The organism is Actinomadura rifamycini DSM 43936 (genome assembly GCF_000425065.1).
GTDB classification, from domain to species: Bacteria; Actinomycetota; Actinomycetes; order Streptosporangiales; family Streptosporangiaceae; genus Spirillospora; species Spirillospora rifamycini.
This window is the reverse complement of sequence record NZ_AULB01000008.1, coordinates 351,136-366,741: the sequence shown is the minus strand read 5'-3', so window position 1 is coordinate 366,741 and position 15,606 is coordinate 351,136. Positions and strand designations below refer to the sequence as shown.

The 15,606-nt window shown below is 72.1% G+C and carries 20 protein-coding genes; 16 read left to right on the top strand and 4 right to left on the bottom strand.

Going from position 1 to position 15,606, the window contains the following annotated elements; genetic code table 11:
- Nucleotides 1-10 precede the first annotated feature (10 nt).
- Nucleotides 11-610 carry an RNA polymerase sigma factor gene (locus tag H505_RS40150; protein ID WP_064743507.1) on the bottom strand — a complete coding sequence of 200 codons (600 nt, stop codon included), beginning with the start codon at nucleotides 608-610 and terminating at the stop codon, nucleotides 11-13.
- Nucleotides 611-771: 161 nt separating this feature from the next.
- Here H505_RS40150 and H505_RS0106625 point away from each other — a divergent pair, with 161 nt between their 5' ends.
- Both H505_RS0106625 and H505_RS40145 read left to right on the top strand, forming a co-directional pair.
- Nucleotides 772-1,209 carry a hypothetical protein gene (locus tag H505_RS0106625; RefSeq protein WP_026401362.1) on the top strand — a complete coding sequence of 146 codons (438 nt, stop codon included), beginning with the start codon at nucleotides 772-774 and terminating at the stop codon, nucleotides 1,207-1,209.
- 96 nt (nucleotides 1,210-1,305) lie between these two features.
- Nucleotides 1,306-2,121 carry a polysaccharide deacetylase family protein gene (locus H505_RS40145; RefSeq protein ID WP_084549939.1) on the top strand — a complete coding sequence of 272 codons (816 nt, stop codon included), beginning with the start codon at nucleotides 1,306-1,308 and terminating at the stop codon, nucleotides 2,119-2,121.
- 28 nt (nucleotides 2,122-2,149) lie between these two features.
- Here the strand turns inward: H505_RS40145 and H505_RS0106615 are convergent, their stop codons facing one another.
- The gene (locus H505_RS0106615; protein WP_026401361.1) at nucleotides 2,150-2,407 is read right to left on the bottom strand and encodes a putative acetyltransferase; all 258 of its coding nucleotides are present in this window, start codon (nucleotides 2,405-2,407) and stop codon (nucleotides 2,150-2,152) included.
- A gap of 112 nt (nucleotides 2,408-2,519) precedes the next feature.
- On the opposite strand from H505_RS0106615, the gene fdxA reads away from it, so the two are divergent.
- The 7 genes from fdxA (at nucleotide 2,520) to H505_RS0106580 (ending at nucleotide 7,838) form a co-directional block, all read left to right on the top strand.
- Nucleotides 2,520-2,846, top strand: a complete 327-nt coding sequence (fdxA, locus tag H505_RS0106610; RefSeq protein ID WP_026401360.1) for a ferredoxin — start codon at nucleotides 2,520-2,522, stop codon at nucleotides 2,844-2,846.
- 76 nt (nucleotides 2,847-2,922) lie between these two features.
- Complete coding sequence (dapC, locus tag H505_RS0106605) at nucleotides 2,923-4,008, top strand: succinyldiaminopimelate transaminase (protein ID WP_026401359.1); 1,086 nt, start codon at nucleotides 2,923-2,925, stop codon at nucleotides 4,006-4,008.
- Nucleotides 4,009-4,173: 165 nt separating this feature from the next.
- Nucleotides 4,174-4,791, top strand: coding sequence for a DUF4178 domain-containing protein (locus H505_RS0106600; protein WP_026401358.1), 618 nt, complete (start codon nucleotides 4,174-4,176; stop codon nucleotides 4,789-4,791).
- A 2-nt stretch (nucleotides 4,792-4,793) separates the two neighbouring features.
- Complete coding sequence (locus tag H505_RS0106595; RefSeq protein ID WP_026401357.1) at nucleotides 4,794-5,294, top strand: DUF2617 family protein; 501 nt, start codon at nucleotides 4,794-4,796, stop codon at nucleotides 5,292-5,294.
- On the top strand, nucleotides 5,291-5,734 hold the full coding sequence (locus H505_RS0106590; protein ID WP_034516866.1) for a DUF4247 domain-containing protein: 444 nt from the start codon (nucleotides 5,291-5,293) through the stop codon (nucleotides 5,732-5,734). The genes H505_RS0106595 and H505_RS0106590 overlap by 4 nt, the downstream gene beginning before the upstream one ends.
- A gap of 17 nt (nucleotides 5,735-5,751) precedes the next feature.
- Complete coding sequence (locus H505_RS50930; protein ID WP_026401355.1) at nucleotides 5,752-6,177, top strand: DUF350 domain-containing protein; 426 nt, start codon at nucleotides 5,752-5,754, stop codon at nucleotides 6,175-6,177.
- A gap of 122 nt (nucleotides 6,178-6,299) precedes the next feature.
- Complete coding sequence (locus tag H505_RS0106580; RefSeq protein ID WP_026401354.1) at nucleotides 6,300-7,838, top strand: polyamine aminopropyltransferase; 1,539 nt, start codon at nucleotides 6,300-6,302, stop codon at nucleotides 7,836-7,838.
- Nucleotides 7,839-7,852: 14 nt separating this feature from the next.
- On the opposite strand, the gene H505_RS0106575 is transcribed toward H505_RS0106580, so the two are convergent.
- Entirely contained in the window at nucleotides 7,853-8,554 is a 702-nt protein-coding gene (locus tag H505_RS0106575; RefSeq protein WP_034516865.1) for a MerR family transcriptional regulator, read from the bottom strand.
- A 76-nt stretch (nucleotides 8,555-8,630) separates the two neighbouring features.
- Here H505_RS0106575 and H505_RS0106570 point away from each other — a divergent pair, with 76 nt between their 5' ends.
- From H505_RS0106570 to H505_RS0106540, 7 genes are all read left to right on the top strand, one after another.
- The gene (locus tag H505_RS0106570) at nucleotides 8,631-9,773 is read left to right on the top strand and encodes an acyl-CoA dehydrogenase family protein (protein ID WP_026401352.1); all 1,143 of its coding nucleotides are present in this window, start codon (nucleotides 8,631-8,633) and stop codon (nucleotides 9,771-9,773) included.
- Nucleotides 9,774-9,976: 203 nt separating this feature from the next.
- A complete protein-coding gene (locus tag H505_RS0106565) occupies nucleotides 9,977-10,276 on the top strand; it encodes a hypothetical protein (RefSeq protein ID WP_026401351.1) in 300 nt (99 codons plus the stop codon).
- Nucleotides 10,277-10,351: 75 nt separating this feature from the next.
- On the top strand, nucleotides 10,352-11,608 hold the full coding sequence (locus H505_RS0106560) for a hypothetical protein (protein WP_026401350.1): 1,257 nt from the start codon (nucleotides 10,352-10,354) through the stop codon (nucleotides 11,606-11,608).
- Between the two features lies 1 nt (nucleotide 11,609).
- On the top strand, nucleotides 11,610-12,173 hold the full coding sequence (locus tag H505_RS0106555) for a hypothetical protein (RefSeq protein WP_026401349.1): 564 nt from the start codon (nucleotides 11,610-11,612) through the stop codon (nucleotides 12,171-12,173).
- A gap of 3 nt (nucleotides 12,174-12,176) precedes the next feature.
- A complete protein-coding gene (locus H505_RS0106550; protein ID WP_026401348.1) occupies nucleotides 12,177-12,608 on the top strand; it encodes a hypothetical protein in 432 nt (143 codons plus the stop codon).
- A gap of 108 nt (nucleotides 12,609-12,716) precedes the next feature.
- On the top strand, nucleotides 12,717-13,583 hold the full coding sequence (locus H505_RS0106545) for a TIGR03619 family F420-dependent LLM class oxidoreductase (protein WP_026401347.1): 867 nt from the start codon (nucleotides 12,717-12,719) through the stop codon (nucleotides 13,581-13,583).
- Between the two features lie 38 nt (nucleotides 13,584-13,621).
- A complete protein-coding gene (locus H505_RS0106540) occupies nucleotides 13,622-14,065 on the top strand; it encodes a nuclear transport factor 2 family protein (RefSeq protein ID WP_026401346.1) in 444 nt (147 codons plus the stop codon).
- Nucleotides 14,066-14,075: 10 nt separating this feature from the next.
- Here the strand turns inward: H505_RS0106540 and H505_RS0106535 are convergent, their stop codons facing one another.
- Entirely contained in the window at nucleotides 14,076-15,542 is a 1,467-nt protein-coding gene (locus H505_RS0106535) for a multicopper oxidase family protein (protein ID WP_026401345.1), read from the bottom strand.
- Between the last annotated feature and the right edge of the window lie 64 nt (nucleotides 15,543-15,606).

The following is a 15,606-nucleotide window of genomic DNA, read 5'->3' as shown; positions in this document are numbered from 1 at the left end:
GGCGGCGGGGTCACGGCCGCACGCCCGGCTCGTCGACGATGGCCGCCGCCTCCAGAGCCTGGTCGCCGAACACCGTCCCGGCGGGGATCGGGTCCCGTGCCGCCCACGCCGCGAGCAGCAGCACCTCCCGGTCGCCCGCGGACAGCCCCGCCGGCGCCCGCGCGAGCCGCCGCGACGCCGCCGACGCGCTCACCCGCTCGTCCACCCGCTCCGTCGCCGTGTCCGCGACCGGGTCGACGCCCGTCCGGGCGAGCGCGCGCAGCTTCCGCGTCTCCGACCGGCGGTGCTTGCCGACGAGGTTCGCGGCGATCCCGTAGAGCCAGGGACGCGCGTCCGGGCGGGCCGTGTCGTAGCGGTTCCGCTGCCGGAACGCCGCCAGGAACGTCTCGGCGACGATGTCCTCGGCGGCCTGCTCGCCGAGCCGCCGCCGGACGTACCGGTGGACGGCCGGCGCGTGCCGGTCGTACAGCTCCGCGAACGCCTCCGGCTCGCTGCGCGACCGCTCGACGATCCGCCCGTCGGCGAGCGCGGCCGCTCCGTTCTCGGGCGGGGCGGGGGGCGGGGCGCCGTCCGGCGGCGGCTCCCGGGTGCCCCGGGGGATGTGGATCATGCGGCTCCGCTCGCTGCGGTCGCCGTGCGAGTCGTCGCGCGGTCGCCGGTCTTCACCCGCGGGGCCGCGAGGAGTTCACGGGGGCGCCACCGCCGCGGCCTTCCGCCGACGCCGTTCGTGCAGGATCATCGAGACCCGCCCCGTCCGTCGGAGGAGCTCCCGTGGTGGGCCCGATCCTGGCGATCGTCGCACTGGCGGTCTTCGCCGTGCCGCTCGTCCTGATGCTGTACTTCGCGGCCAGGTACGCCGCCGACCTGGTCCCGCGCAGGGAGCGGGACGACCGGCCGCGCGGGGCGCGCCCCGCCCCGCCCCGCGCCCGTCCCCGCGAGCGCCCGGCGCCGGCGCCCCCGGGCGGCCGCCGCGCGGCGGACGGACGGCGCGCGCCCTTCGGCCACGCGTCCGGCTGCCGCCTGTGCGGGCACTCGCGGATCCACCACGAACCCCCCGAGCGGGGCGGCTGCACGTGGCGGCGGCCCGGCTGGCGCCACGAGCGCGTGTACCGCGACGACGACTGGGACACCGGCTGGGTCGACGAGCGGCGCTGGCACGACGGCACACCGTGCGGATGCGCCGCGTACGTCGGCTCCGGCGACGACTGACCCGCGCCCGCGGCGCCGTCCGCGGGCCGCCCGCCAGGTGTCGAGATCGTCGCGGAGGGTAGTGGGCGGGCGAAGCAACACGATCGGGGGTTCGTGGTGCGGTACCGGAATGTCGCCCTCGTCGCCGGACTGCTGGTCCTGCTCTCCGGCTGCGGCGGCGCCGGACGCCCGGAGGCGGGGCGGGCCGGACGGGACGCGCAGGCCGGGACGGACGCGCGGTCGCCGGGCCCGGTGCAACCCCGGCGGATCGACTGCGGGCGGGCGAAGTGCGTCGCGCTGACGTTCGACGACGGCCCCGGGCCGCACACGGCGACGCTGCTCGACACGCTGCGCCGCGCGGGGGCGCGCGCCACGTTCTTCGTGCAGGGGATCCACGTCCCCGAGCATCCGGCCGTCGTCCGGCGGATGGTCGCGGAGGGCCACGAGATCGGCAACCACACGTGGAACCACCCGAACCTGACGACGCTGTCGCCGGACGGCGTCCGGGAGCAGATCCGGCGGACGCAGGACGCCGTGCGGGACGCCGCCGGGGTCGCGCCCGCGATGATGCGGCCCCCGTACCGGGCGGTCGACGCGGCGGTGGCGGAGGCCGCCGGGCTGCCGGTCGTCCTGTGGAGCGTGGACCCGCAGGACTGGCGGCGCGCCGACGTCGCGCGCACGGTGAAGACCGGCCTGCGGGACTCGGGCCGCGGCGACATCGTGCTCTACCACGACGTGCACGCGTCGACCGTCCAGGCCATGCCGCAGATCGTGGACGGCCTGCAGAAGCGGGGCTTCACGCTCGTGACCGTGTCGGAGCTGTTCGGGGAGGGGCGCCTGAAGGCCGGCGAGGTCTACACCCGGCGCGAACCGGAGGCGACGCCCGTCAGCGCGGACCCGCCCGCCGGGCCGCCGGAGTCGCCCGGCGGGTGAGCCGGGGCGCCGACCGGGTCGCGGGGCGTCAGTCCGCGTCGCGGGGGCGGCGGCGCGGCGGGGGCTGCGGCGGGACGACCTTCGCCGCGACCATCGCGTCCTCGGGGACCTCGACGAGCTCGCCGGTGCGGCGGCGCACCGCGAGCGTCCTGTCGGACCAGGATTCGAGTACGCCGACCACGTCGCTGTACTCTCCCGTTGGCAGACGGCGGCGCAGCGAGATCCGCTGGCCCACGTCCGCGGCGCTGACGGCTACCACCAGGCGCGCGGCGAAGCGGCCGGCCATGCGGGGACCCCCGTGTCGAATCGGCTGCGCGGTCGTGGCCATACTATTCACAGGCAGCTTGCGGTGAGCCGTGACGTGCGGCGGGGCCGGAGATCCGAGAGGAGTCACTGACGTGACCTACGTCATCGCGCAGCCCTGCGTGGACCTGCTCGACAAGGCATGCATCGAGGAGTGCCCGGTCGACTGCATCTACGAGGGGAAGCGCCAGCTCTACATCCACCCGGACGAGTGCGTCGACTGCGGTGCGTGCGAGCCGGTCTGCCCGGTCGAGGCCATTTACTACGAAGACGACGTTCCCGAGCAGTGGAAGGACTTCTACAAGGTCAACGTGGAGTTCTTCGACGACCTCGGCTCGCCCGGCGGCGCCTCCAAGGTCGGCAAGATCGACAAGGACCACCCGATCGTCGCCGCGCTGCCGCCGCAGAGCCAGGAAGACTGACGACGTTCGAGAGCGTGCGGCGCACCGCCCGGCCGGGGTCGGGGCGCCGCACGTCCGTGTGAGAGAGGGTGCGCAGGTGTTCACGCTGCCGGATTTCCCGTGGGATCGGCTCGCGCCGTACAAGGAGCGGGCCGCCGCGCATCCCGGCGGCATCGTCGACCTCTCGGTCGGAACGCCCGTGGACCCCACCCCCGAGCCGATCCGGGAGGCGCTGGCCGCCGCCGCCGACGCCCCCGGCTACCCGCAGACGTACGGGACGCCCGCGCTGCGCGAGTCCGTCGCGGGGTGGCTGCGGCGCCGCGCCGGGGTGGCGGGCGCCGACCCCGACGCGGTCCTGCCGGTGCTCGGCACCAAGGAGCTCGTCGCGTGGCTGCCGACCCTGCTCGGCCTCGGCCCGGACGACACCGTCGTCTTCCCCGAGCTGGCGTACCCGACGTACGACGTGGGCGCGCGGCTGTGCGGCGCGCGGCGCGTCGCGACGGACGGGCTGCTGGCGCTGGGGCCCGTCACCCCGAAGATCGTCTGGGTGAACTCGCCGTCCAACCCGACCGGGAAGGTGCTGCCGACCGAGCACCTGCGGAAGGTCGTCGCGTGGGCGCGCGGCCGGGGCGCGATCGTCGTCAGCGACGAGTGCTACCTGGAGTTCGGCTGGGACGACGCCAACCCGCCGGTGTCGATCCTGCACCCGGACGTGTGCGACGGCTCCCACGAGGGCCTGCTGGCCGTCAACTCGCTGTCGAAGCGCTCGAACCTCGCCGGGTACCGCGCCGGTTTCGTCACCGGTGACCTCGCCCTGGTGAAGCGGCTGCTGGAGGTCCGCAAGCACGCCGGGATGATCGTCCCGGCGCCGGTGCAGGCCGCGATGACGGTCGCGTTCGCCGACGACGCGCACGTCGAGGAGCAGCGCGCCCGGTACGCGCGGCGCCGCGCGGCGCTGCGCGCGGCGTTCGAGGGCCACGGGTTCCGCATCGACCACTCCGAGGCGTCCCTGTACCTGTGGGCGACGCGGGACGAACCGTGCTGGGACACGGTCGCGCACCTGGCGTCCCTCGGGATCAGCGTCGGCCCCGGCGACTTCTACGGGACGGGCGGCGCCCGGCACGTCCGGGTCGCGTTCACCGCGACGGACGAGCGCGTCGCGGCGGCCGTCGAGCGGCTCTGATCCGTCCGGCCGTCCCCGCGGCCCCTTGCGCATCACTTGTCGACCGACGAAACCGATTGTTATTTTGTCGCGTCTGATTGCGGTATGGGCTTGTGGCGCCACAATCGGTAGGCTTCCGCAGGTCCTCGTACATATGCCGTGGTCGTCGTGAGGGACGGAGGAGCCGTGGGCGATACCGCCATAGTGATCCTGCTGGCGCTGATCCTGCTCGCCCTGGTGGTGCTGATCGTCGTCCTGCTGCGCCGCCGTGCGGGCGCGGCGGCGGCGAAGCCGGAGGCCGCGGCGCCGCGCGACCCGCTGGCCGCCGAGGACCAGGCCGGCGGCGACCCCCGGACGATCAAGGCCGGGGACATGATCGAGTACCTCGGGGTCCGCTACTTCGTGCGCGGCTCGCTGCGCATGCGCGAGGGCGGCTACACCTGGGCCGAGCACCTGCTGGACGCCGACCAGATCGAGGGCGTGAAGGTGTGGGTGTCGGTCGAGGAGGACCCCGACCTCGAGGTCGTCTGGTGGACCGAGACCGAGATGGGCGACATGTCGCCCAGCCAGAAGAGGATCACGATCGACGGCGTGGAGTACCGCCGCGAGGAGCACGGCACCGCCGACTACGACAGCGAGGGCACCACCGGCCTCGGTGTGAAGGGCCGCGTCGAGTACGCCGACTACACCGCCCCCAAGGGGCGCTACCTGTCGTTCGAGCAGTACGGCGGCGGCCAGTGGGAGGCCGGGCTCGGCGAGCGCGTCCCGAACGGGGCGCTCACCATCTACCCCGGCGGAAACTGACCGTGCTCGCCACCCTCGACACCCCCTACGCCGACGCGAGCGCCGACGGCCTGTCGTTCGCGCTCGGCCTGCCCCCGCTCGACGCGCTGGCCGTCCTGCCCGTCCCGTACGGCGGCCTGACCGTCCAGCTCCGCCTCCTCGGCGCGTCCCACCAGGTCATCGCCGGTCCGCTGAGCGAGACCGTGGCCTGCCTGGACGGCCCCGCCGAGCCGCTGCCCGGACGCACGAGCACGACCCTGCCCGGATGGGCGTACGAATTCACCGCGACGACCGCCCGCCACGACGACGACGCCGCGTTCGGCCGGGCCGTCGAGGCGGTGTGCGCGCGGCTGGCGGACCGCGGCGACGCCCTGGCCGGGGCCTTCCCCGGCTCGCGGCACGCCGTCACCGCCCTCGCACTGGAGGAGACGGCAGAGGAGACCGGAATGGGCTGGCGGACGTGGCACGCCTATCCGCAGACCCGGGAGATCGTGATGACGCGGAGCCGGCTGGTGAGACCATGAACAGGAAGTACTGGACGATCGGCGCCGTGTCGGTCTCCATCGTCGCGGTGATCGTGCTCGTCGCGGTCCTGAGCCGGGACAAGTCCCCCGACAAGTGGATCGCCGACAAGTACAAGCGGGTCGCGGTCAACGAGTACCGGGCGTCGAAGAAGCCGGCCGACGTCGCCCGCGAGATCCGCAAGGAGCTCAAGCCGATCGACCGGGTCAACGACATGGCGACGCTCGGCAACCGGGGCGGCGTCTTCCTGCGCTACCCGAAGCACGTCGTGGCCGTCCTCCCGTACGGGACCGGCAGCCGCATCACCGTCGACTCCGCGAGGAGCGGCTACAGCCGCTACCACTCCCATGTCGGCGGGCACTGGAGCACCCCCGGCAGCAACGGCTGGAACAACCGGGGATCCGCGTCGTTCCGCGGCGGCGGGCCCGGGTCGGGCAAGTGAGGAGCTAGGAGCTACCGATGAACGACATCCTGCACGACGGCGGCGCCACCCTCGCCTACGGAGCGCTCGGCCTGGCCCTGATGGTGCTCGGCTACCTGGTCGTCGAGGTGACGACCCCGGGCCGGCTCGGCCAGCAGATCTGGACCGAGGGCAACCGGGGCGCGGCGCTGCTGCTCGCCGTCAAGCTCCTCGGCGTCGGCGCGATCGTCACCACCGCGATCGTCACCAGCGACGACGACCTGAGCGACGGGCTGCTCGGCACCGCCGTGTACGGCGTCCTCGGCATCGTCATCATGATCGTCGCGTTCTACGCGATCGACGTGCTGACCCCCGGGAAACTCGGCGCGATCCTCGTCGGCGGCGAGCACGTCCACCCCGCCGGGTGGGTCGTCGCCGCCGCCGACCTGGCCGTCGCCGCGATCGTGTGCGGGGCGGTCTCCTGACGTCCCGCGGTCCCGACGAGGCCGCCCCGTCCGCCGCCGGCGCGGACGAGGCGGCCCGTCCCGTTTCCGAACCCCCGGCCGGGCACGCGGCCGAGACGGCCGGGCCGGGCGGGCGGTCCCGCGTGCCCGCGCGCGTCGCCCGCGCGCTCGTCCTCGCGGCAGTGTTCACGTGCGCCGCCTGCGGGCTCGTCTACGAACTCGCGCTCGTCGCGCTCGGCAGCTACCTGGTCGGCAACTCGGTGACGCAGGCGTCGATCGTCCTGTCGGTCATGGTGTTCGCGATGGGCATCGGGTCGCTGCTGGCCAAGCCGCTGCAGGGCCGCCCGGTCGTGGCGTTCGCCGTCATCGAGGGCGTGCTCGCGCTCGTCGGCGGGCTGTCCGTCCTGGTGCTGTACGCGGCGTTCGCGTGGGTCCAGGTGTACGAGCCGGTGCTGGTCGTTATCGCGTTCGCCGTCGGCGCGCTGATCGGCGCGGAGATCCCGCTGCTGATGACGCTCATGCAGCGCATCCGGCGGCAGGACGCCGGCAGCGCCGTCGCCGACCTGTTCGCCGCCGACTACGTCGGCGCGCTCCTCGGCGGGCTCGCGTTCCCGTTCCTCCTCCTCCCGACGTTCGGGCACATCAAGGGCGCCCTGCTGGTCGGCGCCGTCAACGCGGTGGCGGGCGTCGCGGTCGTCCTGTGGCTGTTCCGCGACCGGCTCCGCCGCTGGACGCGCGCCGCGCTGTGGGCCGGCATGGCGACCGTCCTCGTCGTCCTCGGCGGGACGTACGCGCTCGCGGACCGGTTCGAGGTCACCGCCCGGCAGGCCCTCTACAACGACCCGATCGCCGTCGCGGAGCGCACGCCGTACCAGGAGATCGTCGTCACGCGGAAGGTCTCCGTGTCGGGCAACGCCGACCTGCGGCTCTTCCTGAACGGCGACCTCCAGTTCTCCTCGGTGGACGAGTACCGCTACCACGAGGCGCTCGTCCACCCGGCGCTCGCCGGGAAGCGGGACCGGGTGCTGATCCTGGGCGGCGGCGACGGCCTCGCGCTCCGCGAGGTGCTGCGCCACCGGGACGTCCGGGAGGTGACGCTCGTCGAGCTCGACCCCGCGATGGTCCGGCTCGCCCGCACCTACGGCCCGATCGAGAAGCTGAACGGCGGCGCGTTCGAGGACCCGCGCGTCACCACCGTCGCCGCCGACGCGTTCAACTGGCTCCGCGACCTCCGCGCCGAGTTCGACTCGATCATCGTCGACATGCCCGACCCCGACGACGTCGCGACGGCGAAGCTGTACTCGGTCGAGTTCTACGGGATGGTGAAGCGGGCGCTGGCCCCGGGCGGCCGCATGGTCGTCCAGTCGGGATCGCCCTACTTCGCCCCGAACTCGTACTGGTGCATCCGCGCGTCGATCGCCGCGGCCGGGTTCGCGACCACCCCGTACCACGTGGACGTCCCGAGCTTCGGCGACTGGGGCTTCGTCCTGGCGGAGCCGGGCACCGAGCCCCCGTCCCTCGCGCTCCCGCCGGACGTCCGGGGGCTCCGCTTCCTGGACGGGCGGGTCCTGGAGGCCGCGAAGGTCTTCCCGCGGGACCGCGGCCCCCGCGACGTCGAAACGAACACGCTCGTCCACCCCCGCCTCGTCGACTACGAGGACGCCGAGTGGAAGCTGTCCTGACCGGCGCTCCCTGATCAGCGCTCGGTGGACCGCCGGATCGCGTCGTCCACCGCCCGCTGGAACGACGTCACCAGCGACTGGATCAGCAGCGGCTTGAGCCGTCCCGCCATCTCCATCAGCCGCGCGCGGTCCTGCGGCGCCCGCCCGCCCTCCCGGTAGGGGCGGACCACGCTGTCCTGGAACACCGCCTGCAGCTCGGCCGCCAGCGCGGCCGTGTGCCGGTCGACGGCCGCGTGGGCGGCGGCGAGCGTCTCCAGCGGCAGCGCCAGCGCGGCCAGCTCGGCCCCGACCCCCAGCAGGGCGGGGCTGACGATCCGCACCTCGTCCGCGGAGACCGGCTCCAGCACCCCGAGCGCCTCCAGCCGCTGCAGCGCGTCGTCGTCGAGGTGCCGCCCCGCCCGGCGGTCCAGCTCGTGCCGGTCGAGCGTCTCCGCCTCCTCCGGCGCCCACGGCGAGAGCAGCGCCCGCTGCAGCGCGAGGTCCTCCACCGGCGCGTCCAGCGGGATCTTCTCCAGGTGCCGCTCGATGGCCGCGAGCGTCAGCCCGAGGCTCTGCAGCTCCCGGACGAGTTCGACCCGGGCGAGGTGCTCCTCGCCGTACAGGCCCGTCCGCCCCCGCAGCCTCGGCGGCGGCAGGAGCCCGCGCCCCGCGTAGAACCGGACCGTCCGCACACTGACCCCGGCCCGCGCGGCGAGCTGGTCAACGGTCAGCTCCATCCCGCCCCCTCCATGTGACACCACCAGTGTTACATTAACCCTGTATCAGTAGTCACTTATCGAGGGAGGCCGCCGGATGGCACGGGAGATCTTCACCGAGGAGCACGAGGCGTTCCGCGACATGGTCCGCTCCTTCATCGAGAAGGAGATCGCGCCCCACCACGAGCAGTGGGAGAAGGACGGCGTCGTCTCCCGCGAGGTGTGGCTGGCGGCCGGACGGCAGGGCCTGCTCGGCATCGACATGCCCGAGGAGTTCGGCGGCGGCGGGAACCCCGACTACCGGTACTACGTGATCATGAACGAGGAGTTCGCGAAGGCCGGCGTGCACGGCCCGGGCTTCTCCGTCCACAACGACATCAACGGCGGCTACCTGCGCCAGCTGTGCAACGACGAGCAGAAGGCCCGCTGGTTCCCGGGGTACTGCTCCGGCGAGCTGATCACCGGCATCGCGATGACCGAGCCCGCCGCCGGCTCCGACCTGCAGGGCATCAAGACCACCGCGATCAAGGACGGCGACGAGTACGTCCTGAACGGCTCGAAGACCTTCATCTCCAACGGCATCCTCGCCGACCTGGTCATCGTCGTCGCCAAGACCGACCCGTCCGCCGGCGCCCGGGGCGTCAGCCTCCTCGCCGTCGAGCGCGGCATGGCCGGCTTCGAGCGCGGCCGCAACCTCGACAAGGTCGGCATGCACGCCCAGGACACCGCCGAGCTGTTCTTCGACAACGTCCGCGTGCCCGCGAAGAACCTCCTCGGCGAGGAAGGCATGGGCTTCATCTACCTCATGCAGAACCTCGCCCGCGAGCGGCTCTCCATCGGCGCCACCGCGCAGGCCGCCGCGGAGTCCGCGTTCGAGCAGACCCTCGAGTACTGCAAGACGCGCGAGGCGTTCGGCCGCCCGATCGGCAAGTTCCAGCACAACCGCTTCACGCTCGCCGAGATGAAGACGGAGCTGACCGTCACCCGCTCCTTCACCGACGAGTGCATCGTCAAGGAGAGCAAGGGCGAGCTCAGCGCCGAAGAGGCGGCGATGCTCAAGTACTGGAACACCGAACTGCTCAAGCGCGTCGTCGACCGCTGCGTCCAGCTCCACGGCGGCTACGGCTACATGACCGAGTACCCGATCGCGAAGGCGTACCAGGACGTCCGCATCCAGACCATCTTCGGCGGCACGACGGAGATCATGAAAGAGATCATCGGCCGCTCCCTCGGCGTCTGATCCGGCCGGATTCGGCCACGCCACCCGCCCGAGCGCCCCCGTCAGCCATTTCGGGGGCGCTTCGGCATGTGCGGCCCCGTCTCCGCCATGACGGGCGTTCCGTCCGCCTGCAAAGCCATAGTTAGCGCTGCTACGCTTCGGGCGGCATAAGCCGGGGCCGAGTGGTGCCGTGTCGATGACGTGACCGCGGGCGGTGAATGCGTATGGGCGAGAAAAAGGTAGATCCCGCATGGATCGCCAAACACGGCGAAGATGTCGAGAAGTATGTGTGCAGCATGCTCGAAGCGGCCAGGAACGCCATCAACGCCGATGGCGTATACAACCTTGAGGGCGGCGATTTCAGCATCACCCTGTCCCTCGCCTCCGCCGCCTACCCGATCGCGGCGCAGTTCGGATTCGAGGACACCGAGGCGCTGAAGAAGGAAGCCGACGAGATGGCCCGCAGGCTCGCCGTGACGGCCCAGCGGTGGCACGAGACGGAGCAGGCGAATGCGAAGCACTGAGCCGGGAGCCGCCGGGAGGAAGGGCCGGTGACGCCCCGGACCGGAGGCGGAACGGGAGCCCGCACGGACGCCCCGATGCGCTCGGCCGGCGGGCGCGCGGCGGGCACGGCGGCCGGCGGCGCCGCCGCCGGGGGCCTGGTCGGCGGGCTGCTCAGCGGCAACGTCCAGGGCGGCGTCCTCGGCAGCGCCGAGGGCATGATGCAGGCGGCCTTCTTCATGGCCTCCTCGGCGGGAGTCATCCTCCCGCCCGGCCTCATGATCGCCTTCGACTTCAAACTCACCACGGGCAAGCCGCAGAACCTGGCCAAGGCCGCCGAAGGCTGGAGCGACGCCGCCGCCAAGCTCGAGACGGCCGCGACCGAACTGCGCCGGCTGGCGTCCGGCATCCCGGACCACGCGTGGGCGTCGGACGACCGCACCGCGTACGACGCGACGGTGAGCGAGTACTGCCTGCAGCTCGACTACCTGCACAACTACTGCATGGCGGTGTGCATCACGCTGTACGCGCTCGCCTGGGCCCTGTTCGGCTACGCCGTCTTCGCCATGGGCATGGCCGCCTACCTCGACGCGCTGGCCGTCGCCGCGTTCACGGTCGTCGCGTACCCCGAATGCCTCGCGCTCGCCGGCACCGCCGCGACGGTGACCCACGTGACGACCGCGCTGCTCGGCGCGATCGCGGGCACCGGCTCCCTCGCGGCCCTGGCCGGGGGCGCGTCCTTCGTCGCCGACATCCAGGGCCAGCACGGCAACGAGGACGCCGGCGCCGCGTTCGACCGGGCTTTCGCCAACGGCGCCAAGTCGGGCGGCGCCAACCTCCTCCAGAACGCCGCGAACGCTCCGCTTGCTTTTCTGGGACGCACCCCGGACTCGCGGTTCCCGCTCAAGGAGGTGGATATGGACGCTGATCGAAATAAAGACGGAGAATGGGGTTTGGGGGTCGGTGCGAAATTCACTGCCACGCCTGGCGGGGACGTGGAGAACGAGGTCGCGCTGCGCGGGAAGTACAAAGATGGACTGCAAGGGGTCGAGGGTGAGTACAAGGCAAAAGTGCCACTCGACCCAGCAGGTGTGAACAATGTCACCGGCGGTGGGAAATTCGCCATGAAGAAGGACGAGGAGGGGAACTGGACTCCCCAGGGAGGTAGCCTGAATGCGGGTTATGAGAACTCGCAGACCGGTCACAAAGTGAGCTATGAAGGTGGTGTCAAGGATGGGCGGTTCGAGGACAAGTTGCAAGGTGTAGGGCCGCAGGGATCCATGGATCGACCCGTGTTCTCGGACCCGAGCAAAGGGGTCCAAAAGGTAGACGAGACCCCGCCCTGGGACAAGTGATATGCCTTCAGGTGCCGCCCTTTTCGAGCGCGCTGTCCTGCTTTACGAGAACCGCCGTCGCAACTTCCAGGTGGTGGACGCGGCCGGACGGCTCGTGGCCGAGGCGATACCGGTTCACGGTGGCGAGGGGGCCGGTGCCTTCGGTCGAGACTTCTCCGAGGCGTACGACACCTCCGCTTTCTCCGTTCAGGTGCGTGACCCTGGCGGTGAAGTCCTGTTCTTCCTCGAACGGGTGGAGGGCGAGCCGATCATCTTCGTGACGGGCGCCGACCATCGCATGATCGGGCGGATCACGGGCATCGCCGGCGATGTCCGCGGAAGGCGTGTGTCCCCGCGGGAGTGCTTCGTCGACGTGAACGAGGAAATGCTCGGTACGATCGTGTGGGAGGCGCAGTCGCGAAAAGGGGAGCCGGTGCATCGGCACTGCGACTTCGTTGCGCTGGACGGGCGGCGCGTCGGCCGGTTCGAGCGCGGAATCCTGCGGCTCGACTACCGATTCTCCACATCCATGCACACGCTCATGGTCGCGGCCCCGATCATCTTTCACATCAAGTCCGGAGGGTGAGAGATGAGCGAGATCGATGTGGTTCCTCGCGAATGGGGGCCTGAGCAGGCCCGGTCCACTGTCAAGGCGGAGGCGCGCCGCGCCTTCTGGCGGAGGACGGGGCCGGGTTTCGCTTCGTTCGTCGTGGGTTGGTGCATCCTCGCCCTGGTGGTGGCCCTGGCGGGCATGTTGCCGGGAGCCGTGGCGGCGGTGGCCGCCGTGGGCACCCTCTGTCTTATCTGTGCAGGCCAGGCGACGCTGCTGGGGGCGTCCCTCCAGGAAGCCGTCCTTCCGTGGGTGCTCACGGCCATGGCCGGTGCGCCTTTGGTCGCCGGCGTGGCCCTCAAGGTGTCGAGCGAGTTGCCGTTCCTCGGCATGGGACTGGTCGGAATCGTCTCGTTGGTGAGCCTCGTCGCGTACATGCGCTCTTACCGCCGGATCGTCTCGGCGCGTTGACTTCGTCCCCCGACCGACGTGTCGGGATGGACGGGCGGGCCCCTGGCCCCGGACTGCAACACGTTCTAGTATTTCCGGACCAGCTGTCGTCGACCCGGGACGGATCGTATGAGGTTCACCTATGCCGAGGCCATGACCGACCCGTCCCACTACCTGCCGCTCGCGCGGGCGGCGGAGGCGGCCGGGTACGCGAGCTTCTCCGTCGCCGACTCCCTCATCTACCCGAAGGAGTCGGACACCTCCTACCCGTACACCGAGACGGGCGACCGGGAGTTCCTCGAGGACAAGGCGTTCATCGAGACGTTCACCCTGATCGCGGCGATGGGCGCGGTGACCGAGCGCATCCGCTTCACCCCGTTCGTCCTCAAGCTGCCGGTGCGGCCGCCCGTCCTGGTGGCCAAGCAGGCGATGTCGATCGTCGGGCTGATCGGCGACCGCCTCGGCCTCGGCGTCGGCCTGAGCCCGTGGCCCGAGGACTTCCGGGCGATGGGCGTCCCGTGGGAGCGCCGCGGGAAGCGGATGGACGAGGCCATCGACGTGCTGCGCGGGCTCGCGACGGGCGAGTACTTCGAGTACCGCGGCGAGTTCTTCGACATTCCCGCGATCAAGCTCAACCCGGCCCGTCCCGTCCCGATCCTCGTCGGCGGGCACAGCGAGCCCGCGCTGCGCCGCGCGGTCGTCCGCGGGGACGGCTGGATGCACGCGGGCGGCGGCGACGACCTGGACGCCCTGCTGGCCAGGCTCGACGCCGTCCGCCGGGCCGAGGGCAAGGCCGGTGATCCGTTCGAGATCCACGTGATCTCGATGGACGCCTACACGCCCGACGGCGTGAAGCGGCTCGAGGACAAGGGCGTCACCGACGTGATCGTGGGCTTCCGGAACCCGTACCGGAAGGGCCCGGACACCGAGCCCCTCGCGAAGAAGGTGGAGCACCTCGAACGCTTCGCCGAGACCGTCATCGCCAAGGCGGGCTGACCATCGACGGCAAAACGAGAACAGGTTACAGTTCGGTCATGGAAGCCGTTACCTGGGACGCCCCGGACGCCGACCACCCCGCCCGCCGCGCCTCCCGCGCGTCCATGGCCGCCGTCCTCGCCGGCCGCAAGGACGCGTGGCTGGAGCTGTTCGCGCCCGACGTCCTCCTCGAAGACCCCGTCGGCCCGTCCTTCATGGACCCGTCCGGCGAGGGCCACCGGGGCCACGAGGGCATCGCCGCGTTCTGGGACAAGAACATCGCGACGGTCGCCGAGTTCCGGTTCCACATCCGCGACTCGTTCGCCAACGGCGACTCCTGCGCCAACGTCACCACGATCACGACGACGATGGGCGACGGCTCCACGGTGACCATCGACTGCGTCCTGATCTACCGGGTCGACGACTCGGGCCTCGTCACGTCCATGCGCGCCCACTGGGAACCCGACCGGGCCCTGGCGACGATGACGAAGCCGGGCGGCTGACCCGCGCGGGTCAGTGCCCGTGCCCGTGCGCCCCGCCGGGCGCGGCGATCCGCCGCGGAACGGACCGCTCGGTGCCCGGCCGCACGATCACGAACTGGCCCATCATGCCGGAGTCCTCGTGCCGGAGGATGTGGCAGTGGTACATGTACGGCGTGCCCGGGTCCGTGTGCGTCCCGAACTGCACGGCGAGCCGCGCCTTGCTCTTGGGCGGCAGGTAGACGGTGTCCTTGCGGCCCGCCATGTACGCGGGCGGCTTCTTCCCGGCCACCTCCAGCACCTGGAACGCCACCTCGTGGATGTGAAAGTTGTGGGCGTAGACGTAGTTCTCGATCTCCCACACCTCGACGGCGCCGGCGGGGACCACCTCGTCGATCCGTGCGATGTCCATCTCCCTGCCGTTGATCGCGTCGTGCCCCTCGAGCCGGAACCGGCGCACCCGCGCGCCCGGCGGCACCGCGATCGGCGCCGGGTCGGCGAGCCGGGCCGGCAGCGGGCGGGACGGGGCGAGCCGCGCGGCCGCGACGATCTTCAGGATGTCGAAGTCGCCCTCGTCGACGTCGTGGGATCCCGACCGCGTCAGCAGCATGGCCTCGTCACCGGGGGCGAACGCGACGACGATCTCCACCCGCTCGCCGGGCGACAGCGGGACCTGCTCGACCTCCGCCGGCGCGGGCAGCAGGCCCGCGTCGTTCCCGACCACGTGGAACGCGCGGCCGTCCGCGAAGGCGAGCCGGTAGCGGCGGGCGTTGGAGCCGTTGAGCACCCGGAACCGCACGAGCCGGGTCCGGACGTCCAGGCGCGGCGCGTGCACGCCGTTGACGAGGATGTGGCCGCCGAGGATGCCGAACGTGCCCTTCAGCGGGTCGCCGGTCGGCGCGCCGGTCTCGTCCAGCTCCTTGTCCTGGAGGATGAGCGGGACGTCGTCGACCCCGTACTCGGCGGGCAGGTCCGCGTCCGTCCGGTCGTCGATGATGAACAGGCCGGCGAGGCCGCGGTACACGTGCGCCGCGGTCCGGCCGTGCGGGTGCGGGTGGTACCACGCCGTGGCCGCGGGCTGGTCGATCGTCCAGTGCGGGCGCCAGGTCGCGCCCGGCTCGATCATCTGGTGCGGGCCGCCGTCCATCTTCGCGGGCAGCCGCATGCCGTGCCAGTGCACGGTGCTCGCCTCGCCCAGCCGGTTCGCGACGGTCATCGCCACCCGGTCGCCGCGCGCCGCGCGGAGCGTCGGCCCGAGGTGCGGGCCGTTGAACCCCCAGGTCTTGACGGGCCGGCCGGGCAGCAGCTCGGCGCGGCCCCGCCGCATCGTCAGCGCGAACCGCCGCACGCCGTCGGCGCCCGTCCGGGGTTCCAGGAGCGGCGGGACGGGCAGCGCGGTGCGGAACGCGGCCGGGTTCGCGGGTGCGCGCGAGCCGCCCTGACCGCAGGCCGTGGCGAGGCCGGTGAGGGAGACGGCCGCGAGGAACTGTCGACGATTCATGGTCCCCAGTCGATCTTCGTGTCCGATGGCGGACCCACTGTGCGGCACCGGCGGCCGTCCGGCA